This is a genomic window from Variimorphobacter sp. HTMS_6 (assembly GCF_059717775.1).
On record NZ_AP046094.1, the window covers coordinates 998,716 to 1,019,446 of the forward strand.

The 20,731-nt window shown below is 37.7% G+C and carries 15 protein-coding genes and 1 other annotated feature; of the genes, 9 read left to right on the forward strand and 6 right to left on the reverse strand.

The window, feature by feature from the left end; all coding sequences use genetic code 11:
* Positions 1-86: 86 nt before the first annotated feature.
* Together AC6IWN_RS04420 and tyrS are read left to right on the forward strand one after the other, a co-directional pair.
* Entirely contained in the window at positions 87-4,313 is a 4,227-nt protein-coding gene (locus AC6IWN_RS04420; protein ID WP_497991164.1) for an acyl-CoA dehydratase activase-related protein, read from the forward strand.
* A 142-nt stretch (positions 4,314-4,455) separates the two neighbouring features.
* Positions 4,456-4,753 (forward strand) — a binding site (T-box leader).
* 194 nt (positions 4,754-4,947) lie between these two features.
* On the forward strand, positions 4,948-6,165 hold the full coding sequence (tyrS, locus tag AC6IWN_RS04425) for a tyrosine--tRNA ligase (RefSeq protein WP_497991165.1): 1,218 nt from the start codon (positions 4,948-4,950) through the stop codon (positions 6,163-6,165).
* 213 nt (positions 6,166-6,378) lie between these two features.
* Here tyrS and AC6IWN_RS04430 read toward each other — a convergent pair whose 3' ends face one another.
* Entirely contained in the window at positions 6,379-7,659 is a 1,281-nt protein-coding gene (locus AC6IWN_RS04430; protein ID WP_497991166.1) for a hemolysin family protein, read from the reverse strand.
* A gap of 311 nt (positions 7,660-7,970) precedes the next feature.
* On the opposite strand from AC6IWN_RS04430, the gene AC6IWN_RS04435 reads away from it, so the two are divergent.
* From AC6IWN_RS04435 to lepB, 6 genes are all read left to right on the forward strand, one after another.
* Positions 7,971-8,576 (forward strand): zinc dependent phospholipase C family protein, encoded by a 606-nt coding sequence (locus AC6IWN_RS04435; protein WP_497991167.1) that lies wholly within the window; start codon positions 7,971-7,973, stop codon positions 8,574-8,576.
* 250 nt (positions 8,577-8,826) lie between these two features.
* A complete protein-coding gene (locus AC6IWN_RS04440; protein ID WP_497991168.1) occupies positions 8,827-9,471 on the forward strand; it encodes a hypothetical protein in 645 nt (214 codons plus the stop codon).
* Positions 9,472-9,597: 126 nt separating this feature from the next.
* Entirely contained in the window at positions 9,598-10,515 is a 918-nt protein-coding gene (locus AC6IWN_RS04445) for an ABC transporter ATP-binding protein (protein WP_497991169.1), read from the forward strand.
* Between the two features lie 24 nt (positions 10,516-10,539).
* Complete coding sequence (locus AC6IWN_RS04450) at positions 10,540-11,316, forward strand: DUF2705 family protein (protein WP_497991170.1); 777 nt, start codon at positions 10,540-10,542, stop codon at positions 11,314-11,316.
* Between the two features lie 238 nt (positions 11,317-11,554).
* Positions 11,555-12,856, forward strand: a complete 1,302-nt coding sequence (locus AC6IWN_RS04455; protein WP_497991171.1) for a LysM peptidoglycan-binding domain-containing protein — start codon at positions 11,555-11,557, stop codon at positions 12,854-12,856.
* A gap of 157 nt (positions 12,857-13,013) precedes the next feature.
* Entirely contained in the window at positions 13,014-13,547 is a 534-nt protein-coding gene (lepB, locus tag AC6IWN_RS04460) for a signal peptidase I (RefSeq protein WP_497991172.1), read from the forward strand.
* Positions 13,548-13,645: 98 nt separating this feature from the next.
* Here lepB and AC6IWN_RS04465 read toward each other — a convergent pair whose 3' ends face one another.
* The 4 genes from AC6IWN_RS04465 to AC6IWN_RS04480 all read right to left on the reverse strand — a co-directional run bounded on the left by AC6IWN_RS04465 (position 13,646) and on the right by AC6IWN_RS04480 (position 18,386).
* Positions 13,646-15,073, reverse strand: coding sequence for a 4Fe-4S dicluster domain-containing protein (locus AC6IWN_RS04465; protein WP_497991173.1), 1,428 nt, complete (start codon positions 15,071-15,073; stop codon positions 13,646-13,648).
* Between the two features lie 104 nt (positions 15,074-15,177).
* Positions 15,178-16,350: a SpoIIE family protein phosphatase gene (locus AC6IWN_RS04470; RefSeq protein WP_497991174.1), complete on the reverse strand. Its 1,173-nt coding sequence runs from the start codon at positions 16,348-16,350 to the stop codon at positions 15,178-15,180.
* Positions 16,343-18,022, reverse strand: a complete 1,680-nt coding sequence (locus tag AC6IWN_RS04475; protein ID WP_497991175.1) for a [Fe-Fe] hydrogenase large subunit C-terminal domain-containing protein — start codon at positions 18,020-18,022, stop codon at positions 16,343-16,345. Before AC6IWN_RS04475 ends, AC6IWN_RS04470 begins: the two co-directional genes overlap by 8 nt.
* A gap of 121 nt (positions 18,023-18,143) precedes the next feature.
* Entirely contained in the window at positions 18,144-18,386 is a 243-nt protein-coding gene (locus AC6IWN_RS04480; RefSeq protein ID WP_497991176.1) for a (2Fe-2S) ferredoxin domain-containing protein, read from the reverse strand.
* 544 nt (positions 18,387-18,930) lie between these two features.
* Here AC6IWN_RS04480 and AC6IWN_RS04485 point away from each other — a divergent pair.
* Complete coding sequence (locus AC6IWN_RS04485) at positions 18,931-19,233, forward strand: DUF1648 domain-containing protein (protein WP_497991177.1); 303 nt, start codon at positions 18,931-18,933, stop codon at positions 19,231-19,233.
* Positions 19,234-19,317: 84 nt separating this feature from the next.
* Here the strand turns inward: AC6IWN_RS04485 and argH are convergent, their stop codons facing one another.
* A complete protein-coding gene (argH, locus tag AC6IWN_RS04490; RefSeq protein ID WP_497991178.1) occupies positions 19,318-20,691 on the reverse strand; it encodes an argininosuccinate lyase in 1,374 nt (457 codons plus the stop codon).
* Positions 20,692-20,731: the final 40 nt, after the last annotated feature.

Genomic DNA, 20,731 nt, shown 5'->3' on the forward strand with positions numbered 1-20,731 from the left:
TTGTGCGGCTTTTTTGAATGATTTTACAATATCGGTGAATAATACAAAGAAACAATATTATGAATTGATAAAATGGGAGCTAAGACATGAACAAATACAGATTAGGCTTAGACATAGGTTCCACTACGGTGAAATTAGTGGCTCTGGATGAGGAAGATCAATTGATTTATCACGAATACAGACGTCATTTATCTGATATAAGAAATACGGTACGTAATGTGATAAGGGAATGTTATGAATCACTGGGTGAATCCATAATTAGAGTGAATATCACAGGCTCCGGTGGATTATCTCTTTCGGAATGGCTTGGCATTGGCTTTGTTCAGGAAGTGATTGCCTGCTCCAATGCAGTTGAAAAATTCATACCTCAAACCGATGTAGTGATTGAATTAGGTGGTGAGGATGCAAAGATTACTTATTATGGCACAGGCATGGAGCAAAGAATGAACGGTAGTTGTGCAGGAGGAACTGGCGCTTTTATTGATCAAATGGCGGTCCTTTTGGATACGGATGCCTCAGGGTTAAATGATCTGGCGAAAGGACATACAATGATTTATCCGATTGCTTCCAGGTGCGGTGTATTTGCGAAAACAGATATTCAACCACTTATTAATGATGGTGCTAGGAGGGAAGATATTGCAGCATCTATATTTCAGGCGGTTGTAAATCAAACAATCGGAGGATTATCCTGTGGAAAACCGATTCGTGGTAAGGTGGCATTTTTGGGAGGACCGTTATTTTTCCTCTCAGAGCTAAGGGAACGATTTCACGAAAGTTTAGGATTAAAGCACGAGGACGGTATATGCCCGCAGAATTCTCAACTCTATGCTGCGATTGGTGCGGCTCTTAATATAACAAATGAGAAATCAGTAAATATGAGTAACCTTGTAAAACAATTTGAACAGATTAAGAATCGATCTGATGATGAAGTAAAGATTCTTTCTCCACTATTTCATAAGGACGAAGAATATAAGCATTTTCTGGAACGCCATGATAGAGCTAAAGTAAACAGAGGTGATTTAAAACATTATCAGGGGAAGGTTTATCTTGGGATTGACGCAGGGTCTACAACTACGAAGGTTGCATTAATTGGTCAAGAAGGAGAGCTTCTCTACTCCCATTATGGTAATAATGAGGGAAATCCACTGTCAAAGCTCATAGCAATTATCAAGGATTTGTATCAAAAGCTACCGGAGAAAGCAAAACTATGCAAATGTACAGTTACCGGATACGGAGAGGCATTGATTAAATCAGCACTACACGTGGATATCGGAGAAATTGAGACGATCGCTCATTATAAAGCAGCGGAGCATTTTCTCCCAGGGGTTAACTTTATCCTAGATATTGGAGGGCAGGATATGAAGTGCCTTCGCATCAAAAATGGCGCGATTGACAGCATACTGTTGAATGAAGCTTGTTCCTCCGGTTGTGGTTCCTTTCTTGAGGGATTTTCAACCTCCTTAAATATGGGTGTAGAGGAATTTGCAGAAGAGGCTCTATTTGCAAAATCTCCAGTTGACCTAGGTACCAAGTGCACCGTATTTATGAATTCCAGAGTAAAACAGGCACAAAAGGAGGGAGCAACGATACCCGATTTGTCTGCTGGTTTATCGTATTCCGTTATAAAAAATGCCTTATATAAGGTAATAAAATTAAGAGATGAAAGAGATTTAGGATCAAAGATAATTGTCCAGGGCGGAACCTTTTATAATAATGCGGTACTTCGTTGCTTTGAAATGGTAACCGGGAAGGAAGCAGTAAGACCAGATATAGCAGGACTTATGGGTGCTTATGGTGCTGCGTTGATTTCAAGAGAGCGTTATATAGAAGGAGAGAAGAGCTCGCTTTTGGAATCGGCGGAGCTAAAGGATTTTTCAATGAGGGTTTCCTCAGCAAGGTGTGGAAAATGCACCAATCAATGCTTACTAACGATTAACACCTTTTCCACTGGAGAGAAATTTATTGCCGGAAATCGTTGTGAGAAAGCAATAGGAATCAATCAGCATACGAATAATCGATTGCCGAATCTTTATCAATATAAATACCGAAGAACCTTTGGGTATACCCCGCTAAGTGAAAAGGAAGCAATCAGGGGAACGATTGGTATACCGAGAGTTTTAAATATGTATGAAAATTATCCCTTCTGGTTTGCCTTTTTTAATACACTTGGATTTCGAGTTATTCTATCCTCTCCCTCATCAAAGAAATTATACGAGAAAGGATTAGAAACCATTCCGTCAGAATCAGCTTGCTATCCGGCTAAACTTACTCATGGACATATTATGGATCTGATTGAACAGGGTATCAAAACAATATTTTATCCCTCCATTGTTTATGAAAAGAAGGAATATCATGATGTGAACAATCATTATAATTGTCCAATTGTAATCTCCTATCCGGAGGTGATACGCAATAATATGGATGAGATAAAAAATAAAAACATACGGATTTTATCCCCGTTTTTATCCTTAGAAAATAAAAAGGTTTTAGTAAAAAGGCTGACGGAAGAATTTGCGGAGTATGGAATTGATGAAGACGAAATTAGACTTGCAGTAGCAATGGCATGTAGAGAGCGGGACTATTATAAAAGTGATATCCGAAGGAAAGGGGAAAGCGTATTAGAACAGCTTCGTAAAGAGGGACGGCATGGAATCGTGTTATGTGGTAAACCCTATCATGTAGATCCGGAGATTAATCATGGTATCGCTGATATGATCACTTCTTTTGGTTTGGCGGTATTGACAGAGGATAGCATCTCACATCTGCTACCTTTAAAGGACAAGCTTAGAGTAGTGGATCAATGGGTATATAATTCCAGACTTTACCGAGCAGCTACTTTGGTTGTGAAGGAACCATGCCTTGATATGGTACAGCTCAATTCCTTTGGATGTGGGCTGGATGCGGTAACCTCGGATCAAATAGCAGAGATACTATCAAAAGGAAATAAAATTTACACCATGATAAAAATTGATGAAGGGAATAATCTTGGAGCAGCAAAGATACGAATTCGTTCTTTGAAAGCAGCGGTGGAAGAGCGCGGTAATAATATGGAGCATGAGATAGCGGAAGAAATCGCAATTACCCCGCCCACATTTACAAGAAAGATGAGAAAAATGCATACGATATTAGCCCCTCAAATGGCGCCGATGCATTTTGAATTAGTGCAGGAAGCGGCCAGAGCCTGTGGTTATCAGATGGTTGTATTACCGGCAGATGATAGAAGTGCAATCGATGAAGGACTCAAATATGTGAACAATGATGCCTGCTATCCGGCGATAATCATGATTGGGCAGATCGTACAGGCTCTAAAATCAGGAAGTTATGATGTGAATCAAACATCGGTAATCATTACACAAAGTGGAGGAGGGTGCAGAGCAACCAACTATATTGCGTTTTTAAAATTAGGGTTACAACAGGCAGGTTTTGGTCAGGTTCCGGTTATTTCACTGAATACCATTGGGTTGGACAAACAACCAGGGTTTAAAATGTCACTTGGGATGATCAATCGATGTATTATGGCTCTTATATATGGGGATTTGTTTATGCGGGTACTGTTTCGCACCAGACCCTATGAATGTTTCCCCGGTTCTGCTCAGTTACTTTATGAAAAATGGAATGACATTGCCAAGGATAATATCAAATCAGCAAACCGAAAAACATTTCGCAAGAATATCAGCGAGATAGTACGTGATTTTGATCATTTAGAACTTATAGAAATCAAAAAACCAAAAGTGGGTGTGGTAGGAGAAATCTTAGTAAAATATCATCCTACTGCTAATAATGATATCGTTACGATATTAGAACAAGGAGGAGCTGAGGCAGTTGTACCCGATCTTATGGATTATTTCTTATATTCTACTTTTAATTCGGGATTCCGAACTCGATATCTGGCCGGGAAGAAATTAGACAAACAGTTAAGCGATATAGCGATGAACTATATTATAAGATTCCGTAATATCGTGAAGCAGGAGCTTGAGAAGAGTAAGCGTTTTACTGCACCAACACCGATTCAGGAGTTGGCAAAGATGGCTTCCTCTGTATTATCACTGGGCAACCAGACAGGGGAAGGATGGCTTGTTACGGCGGAGATGTTAGAATTTATCGAGCAGGGAACCAGTAATATAATTTGTGTTCAACCGCTTGCCTGTCTTCCAAACCATGTTACCGGTAAGGGGATGTTCAAGCCGCTAAAGGATCGTTATCCGAAGGCTAATATTATGGGCATTGATTATGATCCCGGGATATCCAATGTGAACCAACTGAACCGAATTAAACTTATGTTATCTATCGCAATGAAAAATAATAAGGATTAATATTTAATTGAGTTCAGTATTGGTGTCTAGCTAACCAAAGTGGTTTAAAATACTATATTAATCCCTATATCGAAAGTTTGTTATATGTAAAACAGTATCTTGACATTTAGCCTGACTTTAATATATACTATCTTTCAAATAATTAAAAGCGTTGATAAGAACGAGTACGAGTTCGAACTTTCTTACAGAAAGCTGCCGGTCGATGAGAGGAGCAAGAAGGTGAATTCAGAATACATCTTTGAGCTTCACACCGAACAGGAATACTAAGTAGGCTGTTGACGGTTCCCTGCACCCGTTATCGTGCTAGAGTATAACTAAGCAACATTTTTAGATTTCCTGTTAAGGGATTCCGAAAGCAGTTTAGCGTACTCAAAGAGGTTGGCTATGAGAATAGTCGATAAATATGAGGTGGTACCGCGAGATGATATCCCGCCCTCTAATTCATTAGAGGTGCGGGATTTTTTGTATTCTTATGTACCATTACGTTCTTCATTAAGCGAGAGCGTGCTACTTAGGAAATACGTTAATCAATTCTTATAACACCATTAATTTAACATATTGTCGATAAGAACTTAAAATCAGTGCTTTCGGCATCCGAACAGTATCAAATTTAATCATGAAAGGTTGATCGAGTATGAAACATTCATTGGAAGAGCAAATACGAATTATCACAAAAGGAGCAGCACAAGTTATATCAACTGAGGAGTTAAAAGAGAAACTTATCAAGTCAAAGCACGAGAATCGCCCATTAACAGTGAAATTAGGACTTGATCCAACAGCACCAGATATTCATCTTGGTCATACGGTGGTGTTACGTAAAATCAAACAAATACAGGATTTGGGGCATCATGCAGTCATCATCATCGGGGATTTCACCGGGAAGATTGGTGATCCAACCGGTAAATCCAGAACCCGAATACCCCTATCGAAGGAACAGGTAGCGCAGAATGCGAAGACGTATACGGAGCAGATTTTCAAAATTATTGATCCTAATAAAACTACTGTACGTTTTAATAGTGAATGGTTGTCGCAGCTTCAGTTTGAAGATGTAATTCGGCTGGCATCGACGACCACGGTAGCCAGGTTGCTAGAACGGGATGATTTTCAAAGCCGATTTAGGCGAAGTGAAGCGATAGGTTTACATGAATTTTTCTATCCTTTGATGCAAGGGTATGATTCAGTAGAAATAAAGGCGGATATAGAGCTGGGCGGAACCGACCAGACCTTTAACATACTGATGGGACGTACACTACAGGGGGTATATGGACAGGAGAGGCAGATTGCTATGTTTATGCCGATTTTGGAAGGGCTAGACGGAGTGGAAAAGATGAGCAAAAGCCTTGGCAATTATATAGGGATTTATGAACCTGCTGAAGTGATGTTTAAAAAGGTAATGGAAATTCCGGATCATATGATTATCAGATATTTTGAACTGGTTACAGATGAACATCCGGATCAAATTGATGAGAGGAAGATTCAGCTTGCGGACGGTAAAAACCCAAGGGATATAAAGTTAGAACTGGCTAAGACAATTACAGGTTTGTACTATTCTATCGATGAGGTGAATAAAGCCTGTGACTACTTCCACACGGTATTTCAGAATCGTGACATTCCGGAAAATATACCTGAGATTATAGTAACAGCTTCCGCCTTAACATTATTTGATTTGGTTTCTATACTGGTGGAACAAAATATAATCGTATCCTCCAGTGAGTTTCGTAGATTGGTAAAACAGGGAGGGGTACAATTAAATCAAGAGAAAGTGCTTTCACTAGATACCCCCTTACAACAGGAGGATAATGTATTAAAAATAGGAAAGAAAAAATTTGTACGAATTGTTAGAGAAAAATAAATTAGAAAGGATTGCACTTATGCAATAAAAACAAAGCCCAGTGACCGTGATTTTATCAAAGGTCATGGGCTTTATGTTGTCTTATTCTTTGGATGACTTTAAGCTCTAAAGTAGATTAAAGATTTTATATTAGATTAAAGATTTTATATTATATGATTTTACAACTGATTTTAATATCAAATGTCAGTATATAATTAATTTTAATATCAAATTTTATTTATCAGATTCTGCTTCTTCGCGTTCAGGCTTTATCAAGATATGCACCTTATCCACACGATTTTTATCCACTGAGGCAACGGTAAAGACGATGTTATTTTCTTCAACCGTTTCACCCTCTTCAGGAAGATGATCTAATAGGAATATGATATGACCGGCGATCGAATCATAATCATCGGATTCCAGATTGAGTCCGAGTGCTTCATTAATCTCAAACAGTTTGGTAAAGCCATCAACAATATATTCGTTCTCAGATAACGATTTAATACTATCTTCTTCGTCATCGTCGTATTCATCTCGAATCTCTCCGACGATTTCCTCGAGAAGATCCTCAATTGTAATTAGTCCTACCGTCGCACCGTATTCATCCAGAACAATAGCCTGAGAGATGGAGTTCCTTCTCATCTCAATCAATAACTCGGAGGTCTTTTTATATTCATAAGTAAAGTAAGGTTCTCTAACAATATCAACCATGTTAAAATTCTCTTTTTCTCCCTGATAGAAAAAAACATCCTTGAGATTGACAATTCCGATTATGTTATCACGGGTATCGGAATATACCGGCATTCTTGTATACTTTTCTTCAAAGAATGCTTGAACCAATTCATCATAAGTAAATTCAACATTGGCAAATGCCATATCAGTTCGAGGAACCATAACATCTTTTGCTAAGGAATCACCAAAGTCAACCACATTGGTAATCATTCTGCGTTCCTCGCTTTCGATTACACCCTCCTCATGACTGAATTCAAGAATGGAACGAAGTTCATTTTCTGTTATTGCCATGGTTTTTGCTTTTGCATCAATCCCTAATAATCGGAGGAAACCGTTGCAAATCTTATTCAGTACATAAACAATAGGATTTAAAAGCACTACAATTAAATAAATGGGGCCAGCCAATGTAAGTGCTAATCGTTCGGTATAAATACTTGCTATCGTTCGGGGTATAATTGAGCCAAATACTAAAAACAGTAATATTAAAACCGCTACGGTTAGCCAGATCCACTGGCTTCCCCAATAATGCTTCGCCATGATGGTTGCAAATGCAGCCGCGGATATCTTGGCCACGTTTTTACATACTGAGATAGCACTTAGCATCTTCTGTTTATCTTCTATTAGTTTTCCGGCAGTCTTTGCGCCTCTTGTATTGTCATCTGCAAGTGATCTTATTCGCAATTTATTCACCGCATTCAATGCTGCTTCTGAAGTGGTAAAGAAAGAGGATAAAATCAATAATATAAACAATAAAATAGGCTGCCACAAATCACTGGGATCCAATCAATCATCTCCTAAATCCAAATTAATCTATCTATAATATATTATTATACAAGGTATATTTTACAATTTACAATCTTACCTTACTGATGGAGTAATGTCAAGATTTACACCGTTTTTTCAGTATACTTCATAAAATATTCATATATTACTACCAATTAATCTTTGTCAAAATAAAATGAAAAATAGACTTATATGAATTAATTGTGAACTTAATTTCACTTGTAGAATAATGTGAAATGGTGTATGATTCAATGCATAGCGTTTTAAACCATTTTTTAGGATAGATAGTTACATTTCCAAGGAGGAATATAATGAGAAAAAAGTCTCATATCTCACTTGCGAAGTTTTTAATGAATAACATGCAAGTACAGGATCTAAATGAACATAAAAAAGCTTTTTATATTGGAAGTATATTACCGGATATCACCCCATCCTTTCTAACCAAAAGACATACTTTTGATGAAACAATTATTACACTGATAGAAGAAATAAGAAAAATCACAATAGATTATGATTTTGAAAAAGGTATCAATGGATACTATGCAAGACATCTTGGCGTAATTACACATTATCTTTCCGATTATTGTACGTATCCTCATAATGATATCTACGAAGGGAATATAAAGGGTCATGTAACTTATGAAAAGGAGCTGAAATACTCTCTAAAGGCTTATGTCAATCATGAGAATAATCAAAGAGAGAGACTTCAAAGACAGAGAAATTGTTCTTTTGATGATATTGTATATCTAATCAGAAGAACACATGAGGAATATCTAAGGGCGGTTAAAAATATTCATCAGGACATTCACTTTATCATCGAGTTAAGCTATAAGGTGGTGGATGCAATTCTTTCCTTTTTGGAAAAATCTTTATATGAGTTACATAATAGCTCACGACATTCTATGATGTATAGTTAAGAATACTTAGAAACAGCGATTGCAAAAACTCTTATGTTTTGCAATCGCTGTTTTTTACTTTCAGGTAGGATGCAAATACATGACATGAAGTTTTGCATTCAATAGCTCAGGTGAACAAGTATCTGCAAGAGGTACTTTGAGCAATGTATTGAAATCTTGTGGTTATGACTGCATCATACTATAATAATATAATATAATTATGTATGTGATTGCAAATTGGAGTGATCTAAAGCAAAGGAGGGCTTCACTTATGATTCGTATTAAGGGTGAAGTGAAGGAGATTGATTATGATGCGTTATTTGAACTGACAATGCCGTATCTCGTAAGCTGGCTGTCAGATCAGAATAATAAATTCTACGGTTTAATGACAAAACTGATTAGCAAGCAGGGGAAGCCGAGCCGACTATCCAAAATATTAGTATCTGCGTTACCTAAAAAGACGGAATTGGCTGTTTGGGCTCTTCCTCATTTTGATGAAATGCTAGTGGATTATATGAATCATATCGCTAACAAAAACGGGATTGTAGCACGAGTAAGTGATTTAAAGGCGCAAACAATAGAAAGGAGTGGCAAGAAGATGCTGCGAATAGAATTTTTGATTGATGAGGTAGACTATGAAAAGTCTGCAGAAGATCTGTTACCGATCTTATTACAACAGTTATCCGAAAAAGAGGATAGCAGTTCCAAACTACCAAAATTACTTTTAAGCCTTAAGAAACTTCCCAGACAGGTTCTGGGCGCTGCAGTGAGAGCAATTCCGAAGGAACAAAGAGATGAGATTACCTGCCTATTTTTAAATGAATATAAGGAGGAGTTAACCGGTGTTTTGAATCATTTACTTCTTCAAAATAGTATCAAAGCAGAGGTACAGAATATTAAAGTTGATACCAAATAAGAGAAATTACGCAAATGAATTCCAAATTTTAATATATTTTTAATGTAATTTGACTCTCGTTATGGTAAAATATGGCGTAGTTAGTTGTTGAATTAACAAGAGATTACAAATTAGGAGGATATTTAAATGGAATATGTACTGCAAACCAATGGTTTGACGAAGCGTTTTGGTAAAAAAGCGGCAGTCAATGGCATAAATCTGAATGTTCGAAGGGGCGATATTTATGGATTTATCGGAAGAAACGGCGCCGGAAAGACAACGTTAATTCGTATGGTAGCCGGATTGGCTCGTCCAACCAGTGGTAGCATAGGACTTTTTGAAGGGGACAATTTAGAAGAACAGAGGCATAAAACAGGCACCATGATTGAAAATCCTGCTGTTTTTCCTCATATGACAGCGAAGCAAAATCTTGAATATTATTGCTTATTATTTGGACTTGATTCGAAAGCGACGATTGATAATATGCTAGATTTGGTTGGGCTTTCGAATACGGGTAAGAAGAAGGCGAAGAACTTTTCACTGGGTATGAAGCAAAGACTTGCAATTGCCATCTCATTATTAGGAGATCCTGAATTCCTTATGTTAGATGAACCAATTAACGGACTTGATCCTTCAGGCATTAAGGAAATTCGTGAACTGATTCTTAAGTTGAACAGGGAGAGGGAGATAACCATTCTGATTTCCAGCCACATTCTTGGGGAATTATCTAAGATGGCAACACGTTATGGGGTAATTAATAATGGTGTTATGGTTACGGAATTTACGAATGAGGAACTGGAACAAAGATGTAAGGGTGAATTAGAGGTTAAAGTGGATAATGTTACAGAAGCACAGAAAATAATTTCTTCCATTGTTAATCCCTCTGCAATTAAAGTAGTAGATGATAACACATTACACATCCTGGAAGATCTGGATAAGGCGGGTGTTATTAATATGGAACTTGCAAAGTGCGGAATCGTTGTTAATTCAAGCTCCGTTGTCGGTCAGGACCTGGAAGCATATTTTATGCAGTTAATGGAGACTACCGATAAGAGAATGAATTAATAACAGATAGGATGGAGGAATAATATGTCAAAATTATTAAAATCGGATTTTTACCGACTGTTTCGAAGTAAATCGTTTTATATATGTGGTTTTATTGGGGTAGCACTTTTTAATCTAGGTTTAATTATGCTTTTTTATGCGAGCAAAATGGTTGCTGATCAGACAGGGGATGCATCTTCGTTAATGAATTTTACCGGAATACAATACGGAATCAGTGCATTTGCTGACATGGATAATCAGATTATTCTATCAATAATATTGGGGATGTTTGTTACCTCGGAGTTTTCCCATGGAACAATGAAGAATGTAGTTTCTAAAGGATTCTCCAGAATATCTATCTACTTTTCAAAATTAATTACGATGGTTGTTGCCAGTTATATAGTACTACTTGTTACGTTGATTACAGGTATAATTAGTGGAAGTATTGTGACCGGAAAAATAGGTGATTTTTCTACAACTCCAATGGCAGAATATGCGAAGATGATCAGTGTTGAAATGATATTATATATAGCTTTCACAGCATTACTCGTATTTGTCGGAGTTTTGATACGTAACTTAGGAGGAGTAATTGCAATTAATATTATAGGTGTGACAATGTTCATTCCTATTATTTGTAATTTGCTGCAGATGTTAACGAAGAATAAAGTGATGTTTACTTATGCCAGCTTAAGGGATAATATGTCATTACTTATATCAGGTGCTGAGCCTGCGTATATGCGTTCCATTTTAGTCGCTGTTATATACTTTGTAATAACAACCGGCCTTGGTATTCTTGCCTTCACCAAAACGGATGTAAAATAAATATAACAAGATAACCTTAATCCCGCGAAATATGTTTAGGATGCTTTTATTCTTAATATATTTAGCGGGATTTATTTTGTCCCATTATTAGTAAATCCGGTATTCCATAAATAATGATATATACTTAGATTATATTAATAGTAAACAGCTTCACCGAGTTAGTGCAAAGTTCACTTAAGAAACTGCATAGCATATATTATTATGAAGTTTTGAATTGTCACGGGAGTGGATGGAAACCGTGACAGAATGGAGCATTATGCAGATTCATGTGGTGAAAGCAGGAGATACCATGGCATCCATTGCGAATCAGTATGGAGTGTCTGCTGAGAGGATTATTATTGAAAATGAACTTCCGAATCCGGATAATCTTCTCGTTGGTCAAAGTATCGGTATTCGGAAACCAAATACCGTGTATACGGTTGCAGCGGGTGATACGGTCTTTGGGATTGCAGAAAAGTATGGTGTGGAACCCAATCTTATCTATCAAAACAATCCGCAGGTCGCAGGAAGACAGGGATTGGTTCCGGGTGAGGTACTGGTGATAACTTATGCAAATGAAGAGAAGATTGATACGGTTGTTACAAATGGGTATGCATATCCATTCATTGACCGTACGGTACTACGAAAAACACTACCTTTTCTGACGTATCTATCCCTGTTCACTTATGGTTTTACCCCGACTGGTGAATTGGTTCCTATAGATGATACGGAGCTAATTGCCATAGCAAAGGAGTTTGGGGTAGCACCCATTATGGTGCTGGCGCCAATGGATGCTCAGGGCAATTTTAGCAGTGAAAGCGCACATGCCATCTTTATTAATCCGGAAGCTCAGACGAATTTAGTCAATAATCTGGTTACTGCTTTACAAGCGAAGGGATATGCTGGTATTGATATAGATTTTGAGTTTATATTGCCTGAGGATAAACAGCGCTTTATAGATTTTGTTTCTGCCATAAATACAGCCCTAAATAAAATCGGATTAATTACATTAGTGGCTCTTGCCCCAAAGACTTCCGGTGAAATGAAAGGCCTTCTTTATGAAGCGCATGATTATGTTGCAATCGGGGCAATTGCAGATCAGGTTCTTTTAATGACTTATGAGTGGGGCTATACCTATGGACCACCGCAGGCCACCTCGCCGATTAATAATATGCGCCGTGTATTACAATATGGGGTATCCGTAATTGATCCTAATAAAATACTAATGGGGACACCAAACTATGCATATGACTGGCCTTTGCCGTTCGTACAGGGCACAACATCTGCCCAGTCCTTAGGAAATCAGGAGGCAATAATTCGTGCAGCCAGCTTTGGAGTACCGATTCAATTTGACGAAGAAGCGCAATCCCCCTTTTATAATTATACAACACCGGAAGGTGTCGCTCATGTAGTTTGGTTTGATGATGTCAGAAGTATGAATGCTAAGTTACGTCTTATTCCTGAGTTCAATCTTAATGGTTCTGGGGTATGGCAGGTTATGAGATATTTTCCCGGACTATGGATGAATATGTCTTCCTTATTCAATATAACAAAAGTATAAGTATGCATTGAGAGTTTTTTATTTACAAACGAATCCAGTCAGTTTATAATTAAAATTACGTTCCCTTCTTATGAGAATGGGAGAATTATCCATTGAATTTATATCCAAAGAGAAAAACGATGCTGTAAGTATCGGAAAATAGCTGATTGGAGGATTTATGAAGAATAAAATAGTGAAAGAAATTATTAGTTGGATTCTGGTCTTTGTATGCGCAATTGCATTGGCTACGTTCATTAATAAGGTTATCATACTGAAGGTTGAGGTTCCCACCGGCTCTATGGAAAAGACTATTATGACAGGGGATCGGGTAATTACCTCAAGATTATCGTATTTGTTTTCTGATCCCAAAAGAGGAGATATCATTGTATTCCCATTTCCGGATAATGAAAAGGTAGACTATATTAAGCGAATCATCGGTCTACCAGGTGAAACAATTGAAGGAAAAGATGGTTATGTTTATATTGACGGTAAGAAACTGGAAGAAAAATATGTTACTTCAACCTTGGATGAGGATTTCGGCCCCTATGTTATTCCGAAGGATTCCTATTTTATGATGGGAGACCACAGAGAGATATCGGAGGATGCAAGATACTGGAAGAATAAATTCGTTAAAAGAAGTAAGATTATTGGAAAGGCTGTTTTAAAATATCCGAATATGAAATGGTTAAATCATAATGTTTATAAAAAATAAAAATAATAGGATGTTGCAAAATAATAATTTATTTTGCAACATCCTCTTTCTCTATATAACAGGTTAATAACTTATATTTTAAATGAATTAGCGCGAAACTACGGCTGATAAGGAGCGATTGCGCCAAGCACTGTTTTCTCAAGTGCTTCCTTGCCGTACTGGTCAATCTCATTCTTATTACGGTCACCATGCGTCAGACATCCGGCTCCACCAATACAACCACCGTTACAAGCCATACCTTCAATGAAATTATTTGGTAGAACATTCTTTGAGGCTTTTAATAATGCGGTACGGCAAGCTTCAATTCCATCACAGGAGACGGGGTTAAACTTGAAATCCTCGTGTCCCTTCTCTTTTAATACTTCTCTAACTGCTTCGGATAATCCTCCGCTACGAGCGAAGATTCTTCCGAAATAAGAGGCATTATCTAAGATATCCTCAGGTAAGTTTTCCATATTAATACCCATACTATCAATGAGTGCTTGCAATTCTTCAAAGGTAATTACACTGTCAACATAGGGGGCAACTTCAGGGTTGCTCATCTCCATCTTCTTCGCGGTACAAGGTCCAATGAAGACAACCTTGGAACTAGGATCGGTTTTTTTGATGTATTTCGCAATCATAGCCATTGGAGATAGGTTATGTGAAATATGTTTTGTCATAGCAGGAAATTGTTTTTTAATATAATCAACAAAAGCAGGGCAGCAGGAACTGGTCAAAAATCCTTTCTCCAGTAATTCGTCTGCTTCAGAGCTGGTTACCATATCGGCGCCGAGAGCAGCCTCCACCACACTATGAAAGCCAAGTCTTTTTATCGCGGTGATTACTTGACCAAGCTTTACATATTTGAACTGACTTCCGATGGAAGGCGCAATGACTGCATATAATTTATATTTCGTGTTACTTTTGCTTGCCTTGATCATATCAACCACATCTACAATATAGGATTTATCCATGATTGCGCCAAAAGGACATTGATAAACACATGCTCCACAGGAGATGCATTTGTTATTATCAATGATGGCCTTCTTATTATCATCCATGCTGATTGCCTTTACCTTACAGGCATTTTGGCAAGGACGTTTGTGGTTTGTTATTGCACTGAAGGGACACACGGAGGCGCACTTCCCACATTCCACACATTTTTCATGATCAATGATTGCTTTCTGATTACGATCAAATGAGATTGCACCCATTTTACATACTTCTTCACAACGATGCGCAATACAGCCTCTGCAAGCATCCGATACCTCATAACCACCTACCGGACATTCATCACATGCGATGTCAAGAACTTCAATTACATTTGGATTTTCAGCGTTACCGCCCATTGCCAGATTGATTCGTTCTCCTACAATTGCGCGCTCCTTATATATACAGCAGCGCATGGTGGCTGTCTGTCCGTCAACTATGGTTTGTGGAATGTTATAAAGTGCATGATGTAAATCATTATAGAAAGCAGATTTTGAAACTTCTTTTAATACTCTATATTTTAAATACTGAACTTTGGTGTCAAATTTACCCATATGTTTACCTTTCCGGACATGCCATAAACGTTACGACATTTTCCTAACTAGCAGTAATTATTAGTAATTGTATACTAGATGAACTAATATTTTTGTTTAAATGATTAATAGTAAGTAACTTGAATGCGCTTGCCAATCTTGCGTAAGCAATCCGATAGTTCATCGATTAATCGCATCTTAATACTGAAATTAATCGGTAGTGTCGGATTTTGATGAGCCGGGTTAATTGCCTTCCCTACATAAAAATTAATATCAGTTGCCTCCTCAAAAAGCAGCTTAGCTATAAGTGAAGCAGCATCCTGACGATATCCCCATTGAGCGTAACAGGCATTGTCCTCCAGATAATTCTTCGCATAATAGAGTACACGGTTGATGGTGATGACTCCTTCCGTTACAAGATCAACACCTGGTATCTTAGCGATTGGCGGTATCTCATTGTCATGATAATCAAAACCGGTACTTATTTCTTTACCTAGATAATTGGCTGCGAGAGAGGAAGTTGTTCCACCGCATACGATATGTTTTCCATCCTGATCAAAAAATTTTGTAAGCATCTCCTCTAGATCATCCGGATTGGAGGGAGGACCGATCATTAAATTGATGAGCTGTCTCTTTCTGATTTTGACGGCGGCAATTGTTGTATCATCGCCCGGAGCCTGGCCATATAACTGAGCACATTGTTCCAATAATATGGTGGAAACCATTTTGGGTGAATAATTCTCCTCGTACATTAATTCAAGGAATTCAATGATGTTGTCTCTTTGCCAACCAAAATTGAAGGTCTTTCCGACACCGGCATAGATTGCACCATCACTCATGGATATTAGCATATCACCGGGCAAAAGTTCCAGTTTCGATTGAAAGATTTTCTTATCTCCGAGCTGGATTTGATTCATTTCGTATTCGCAGTTTACACCATCGCGTAATAATATTACCTGTGGGTTATCATATTGTATTACTTCAGCGGTTTTGTTGTTGATTACATGTATGATTGTGAATGTGGAGTAGGCGATACCTCGTTTTTCACAAACAGGGAGCGTGGATGCTACCGTTGCGACGCAATCTTCAATGCTCATATGGCTTGCCATCATAGTGGATATAATTTTTGATGTCAGTGTGGATAGGATATTCGCTTTTACTCCGCTGCCTAAACCGTCAGCCAGAACCATAACAATCGATTTATCATTACCTTCCGCAACCTCAACGTGATCTCCACACAACTGCTCGCCATGTTTGTTAATACTGAGATAGCCTACATCGGTACAAAGACTATTCATTATTCAGACTCTCCTTTAGATTAGTTAAAGCAATTTTTGTTTCAGCAGTGGTTTCGCCAAGTAACGAGGCGATTTCTTGTACGACACGCATCTGCTTTTCAATTACTTTGTCAGTGATTTCAACGGTTCGCCTGTTCAGGGATTCTTTTTTTAGTTTTGTTTTTTGCTCTATGGTCACATCCTTCATAATACTGATGATAATATGATAAGTTTTATCATAAAGGATAGTTTCTTCTATGTATTTACCGTAATCATCCAAGTAGGTCAAATTATCGTGCAGATTTTTTTCACTGTTCATTACCTGTAAATATACGGTAGGGTTTAAGATGCGAATGACCGGTTGGTTAAGTATGTCACGCCCATGACGTATATTCAGTAATTGCTTTGCAGCACGATTGATTTGTTGGATTTCCAGATCTTCATTTAATACCATAACACCGTTTGGCGTATTATATAAGATATTATCGGAGAAGGATTCTGCTCTTTCTTTCAGATAAGGCAGGCACATTGTTAAATCCGCTTTTCCCTGATATACGGCAATTGCTTTATCCCTACAGGTATTATAACCGCAACTACCACAGTTGAGCTCCTGTAAAGAGGAAGTTTTCCCCATTTTGTGCAAAATTTCATTCACTGCTATACTTCCGGGCATCTTCAGGTTGGAATTCTGGAAGAGAAATTGCTTTTCAAGATGAGAGGATGTAGGTGGTGTTACATCAAAATCCTCTTGACCGGCATAGCGGTTGACACTTATGATGTCGGATAGTAACATACTGTGTTTTTTATCCATTGCCGGACCACCAGTACAGCTACCTGCACAGGCAGACATTTCAACAAAACAATGATTCAAATTACCGCTTATCATATTCTTAAAGGCACGAATACAATTATCAATACCGTCAATAGCAATATAATCATAATCTGCGTCGTTATATTCCATGGAACGCAGGATACCTCCTGGAATTGGGAATAATCTCGCTTTTCCGGTTGTTTGTTTGGTCTTTGGCGATGGGGTTAGTGTGATCTGTTCCTTCTCAAACCAATCGGTTAATTCCTCAAAGGTTAGAGCAGCATCAACAATACCCGGATATTGTTCCGCTTCCTCTTTTTTTGAAATACAAGGGCCGATAAAAACAGTAAAAGCCTCGGGATGCGCTTCCTTTAGCATGGTACAATGAGCCTGCATAGGAGACATCACCTTTGCCAGATATGGAAGTACCTCGGGATAATATTTTTGAATTAAGGTATTTACCGTATGACAACAGGAGGAGATTAGAATTTTAGATTCACCGGACTTGATGATTGATTCGTATTGCTTTTTCACAATTGTTGCTCCAATTGCTGTTTCCTCTACTTCGGTAAATCCAAGTTTCTTTAATGCGGTTTCCATCGAAGTGATGTCAGAATTATCATAATTAGCAATGAAGGATGGTGCTAAACTTACGTAAACTTGTCTTCCTGAAGCAATCATTTCTTTAACGGATTCTACATCATTTCTGATTTGTTTTGCATTTTGCGGACAGGCTACAAAGCATTCACCACAAAGAATACATTGTTCTTTTACGATATGAGCCTGCTGATCTGCAAAACGAATGGATTTAACCGGGCAGTGGCGGATGCATTTATAACAGTTTTTACAGTTCGATTTTTTTAGTTGTATGTAATGATTCATTTTATCAACCTCCGCGAGGATTGCACTAGGCACATAACGCATGGATACGTATGATTATGTCAGCGATAGCTGACCGCGCTCTGCGAGAGAATGCTTTAGGGCAGATTTAATGTTAAATTTGTTAGAATTTAGATAGGACATAGTCATTAAAGAATCCTTCGAAACTATCCTTTGAAACACCACAGACTACTTCTTCATCAATTTTTACCGATACACCATCGGTACAGCGTCCCAGACAAAAGGCAGCAGATAGCTGGATTTTATCTTCAAGATCATATTTTTCTATGGCTTCTTTCATAAGTTGTATGATGTCATAGGAACCTTTTAAATGGCAGGAGCTGCCGACACAAATATAAATATTCATAAGATTACTCCTTTTCATGAGTTATTAAGCAAAGAGTTAAATAAGTTTGGGGTCGATGTGACACCTAAACCGATTCAATCTATTTGCACAGAAAGAACGGTGAAGCTCACACTTAAGATGCGTGCTCCTCCGTGAATTCTTTCAAGGGTTCTAGATGTCGCTGTGCCAAAGCGACATTGGATATGTTTAAAACACACATCATGGAGGCTAAGTAGTTAATTACTACAAGATTGTTAATTACTTAACGAACCCAAGTATAATACATTGTTAAAAAACTGTCAATGTTAAAAACAATATTTTTTCTTCTATAGAATGATATTGTATAAACGAACAAAGAGGATTATAATTTGCGTGTTAGATTGGTGAATTTGAACAGCAGAATACATAAACTTGAAAGTGAACATAGACGAGATGTATACAAGAGCATTAGGCCTACATGGACGTGACGTATACATGAACAAGAGCTACATAAAAATGTATGCAATAAGGTTAATGAGAGTTATAATTTGGCTTTGAAAATATGCATTAGTAAAAGGAGAAGAAGATGTATTTCATTAAACGATATTATGAGAAGATTTTGATAGTATTATATATTTTATTTACCGCAGTTATGAACGTGATTGGTTACTTTAATCTACCGGGTAAAATTGCAACACATATGGACGTAAACGGTGAGCAGTCAAATTATGTATCTACACCTATTTACTTGATCATAAGTTTTTTACTCGTAATTTTCTTATCGATACTAGGAACAAAAAAAATAGGGGAGAAAAAGGTGAAATTTCATTTTGCTACCGCGATCGTCGTTATAGCTAATGCAGTTGTAATTATCATACAATTTCAGTGATAGTAGAGAAGGGATATTGCAAATAACATTGTTCCTTGATAGAATAATTTATTTTGCAACATCCCTTCTTTTATAAGAGTTCAATTATTGATTAAGATATTCTTCGTTTAGTTTTAAAACTTGTGCCATCGCTTCCAAGCCTGGAGCCCCGATGGTATTGCGTTTATTTACGCAGGTGGTCAGGCTGATTGCGTCATAAATATCCTGTTCGAATACAGGGCTAATATTCTTAAATTCGTCCAATGAGAGATCGTCAAGGGAACAATCCTTATCAATACAATATAATACAAGCTGTCCGATAATCCCATGTGCATCACGGAAGGGAACACCCTTATATACCAGGTAATCTGCTGCATCAGTTGCATTCGTAAAACCATTCTTAGCGCTATTTTCCATATTTTCTTTATTAAACTTCATCGAAGCAATCATTCCGTTAAATAGAGCGAGACATCCTTTGACGGTGTCAATTGCATCAAATGTATATTCCTTATCCTCCTGCATGTCCTTGTTATAAGCAAGTGGGAGACCCTTCATAACAGTTAATAGTGATACCAGTGAACCATATACACGGCCGGTTTTGCCGCGAACCAGTTCGGCAATATCAGGATTCTTTTTCTGAGGCATAATACTGGAACCGGTGGAGTAAGCGTCATCAAGTTCAACAAAACGGTACTCGTTACTATTCCAAATTATAATTTCTTCACTGAAACGGCTTAAGTGCATCATGATAGTGGAAAGTGCACTCAGTAATTCAATTAGATAATCGCGATCAGAAACACTATCCATACTATTTAATGTGGGACCGTCAAAGCCCAGTAGATTAGCGGTATAATTTCGATCCAGAGGATAAGTAGTTCCAGCCAGAGCCCCGGATCCAATCGGAGATAGGTTTAATCGTTTTGAGATATCGGTTAATCTGGAGCGATCTCTTTTAAACATTTCAAAGTATGCTCCAAAATGATGAGCCAATGAAACAGGCTGAGCTTTTTGAAGATGAGTAAAGCCAGGCATAAATGTGGAGGTGTGTTCTTTCATAATATGATGAATACTCTCAAGCAGCTCCTTCACTAATTCATCAATATCTTTGATTTCATCTCGAGTATATAATTTCATATCCAATGCTACTTGATCATTACGGCTTCTGCCTGTATGAAGTTTTTTTCCTGCAGCCCCTATTCGATCTATTAGATGAGCTTCTACAAAGCTATGTATATCTTCATGCTCGTTATCAATTACTAGGCTACCATTTATGATATCAACCAGAATTCCGGTTAATCCGTCAATAATACTTTCTTTTTCGTCTTCAGAGATGATTTCCTGCTTTGCTAACATTCTTACATGAGCAATACTTCCTTCAATATCCTGTTTGAAAAATTTTTGATCAAAGGAGATTGATGCATTAAAATTATGGACTAATTGATCGGTTTCCTTGGTAAAGCGTCCGCCCCAAAGTTTCATATAAGCCTCCATTCTGCCACGGTTGGCATCCGAATTTCAT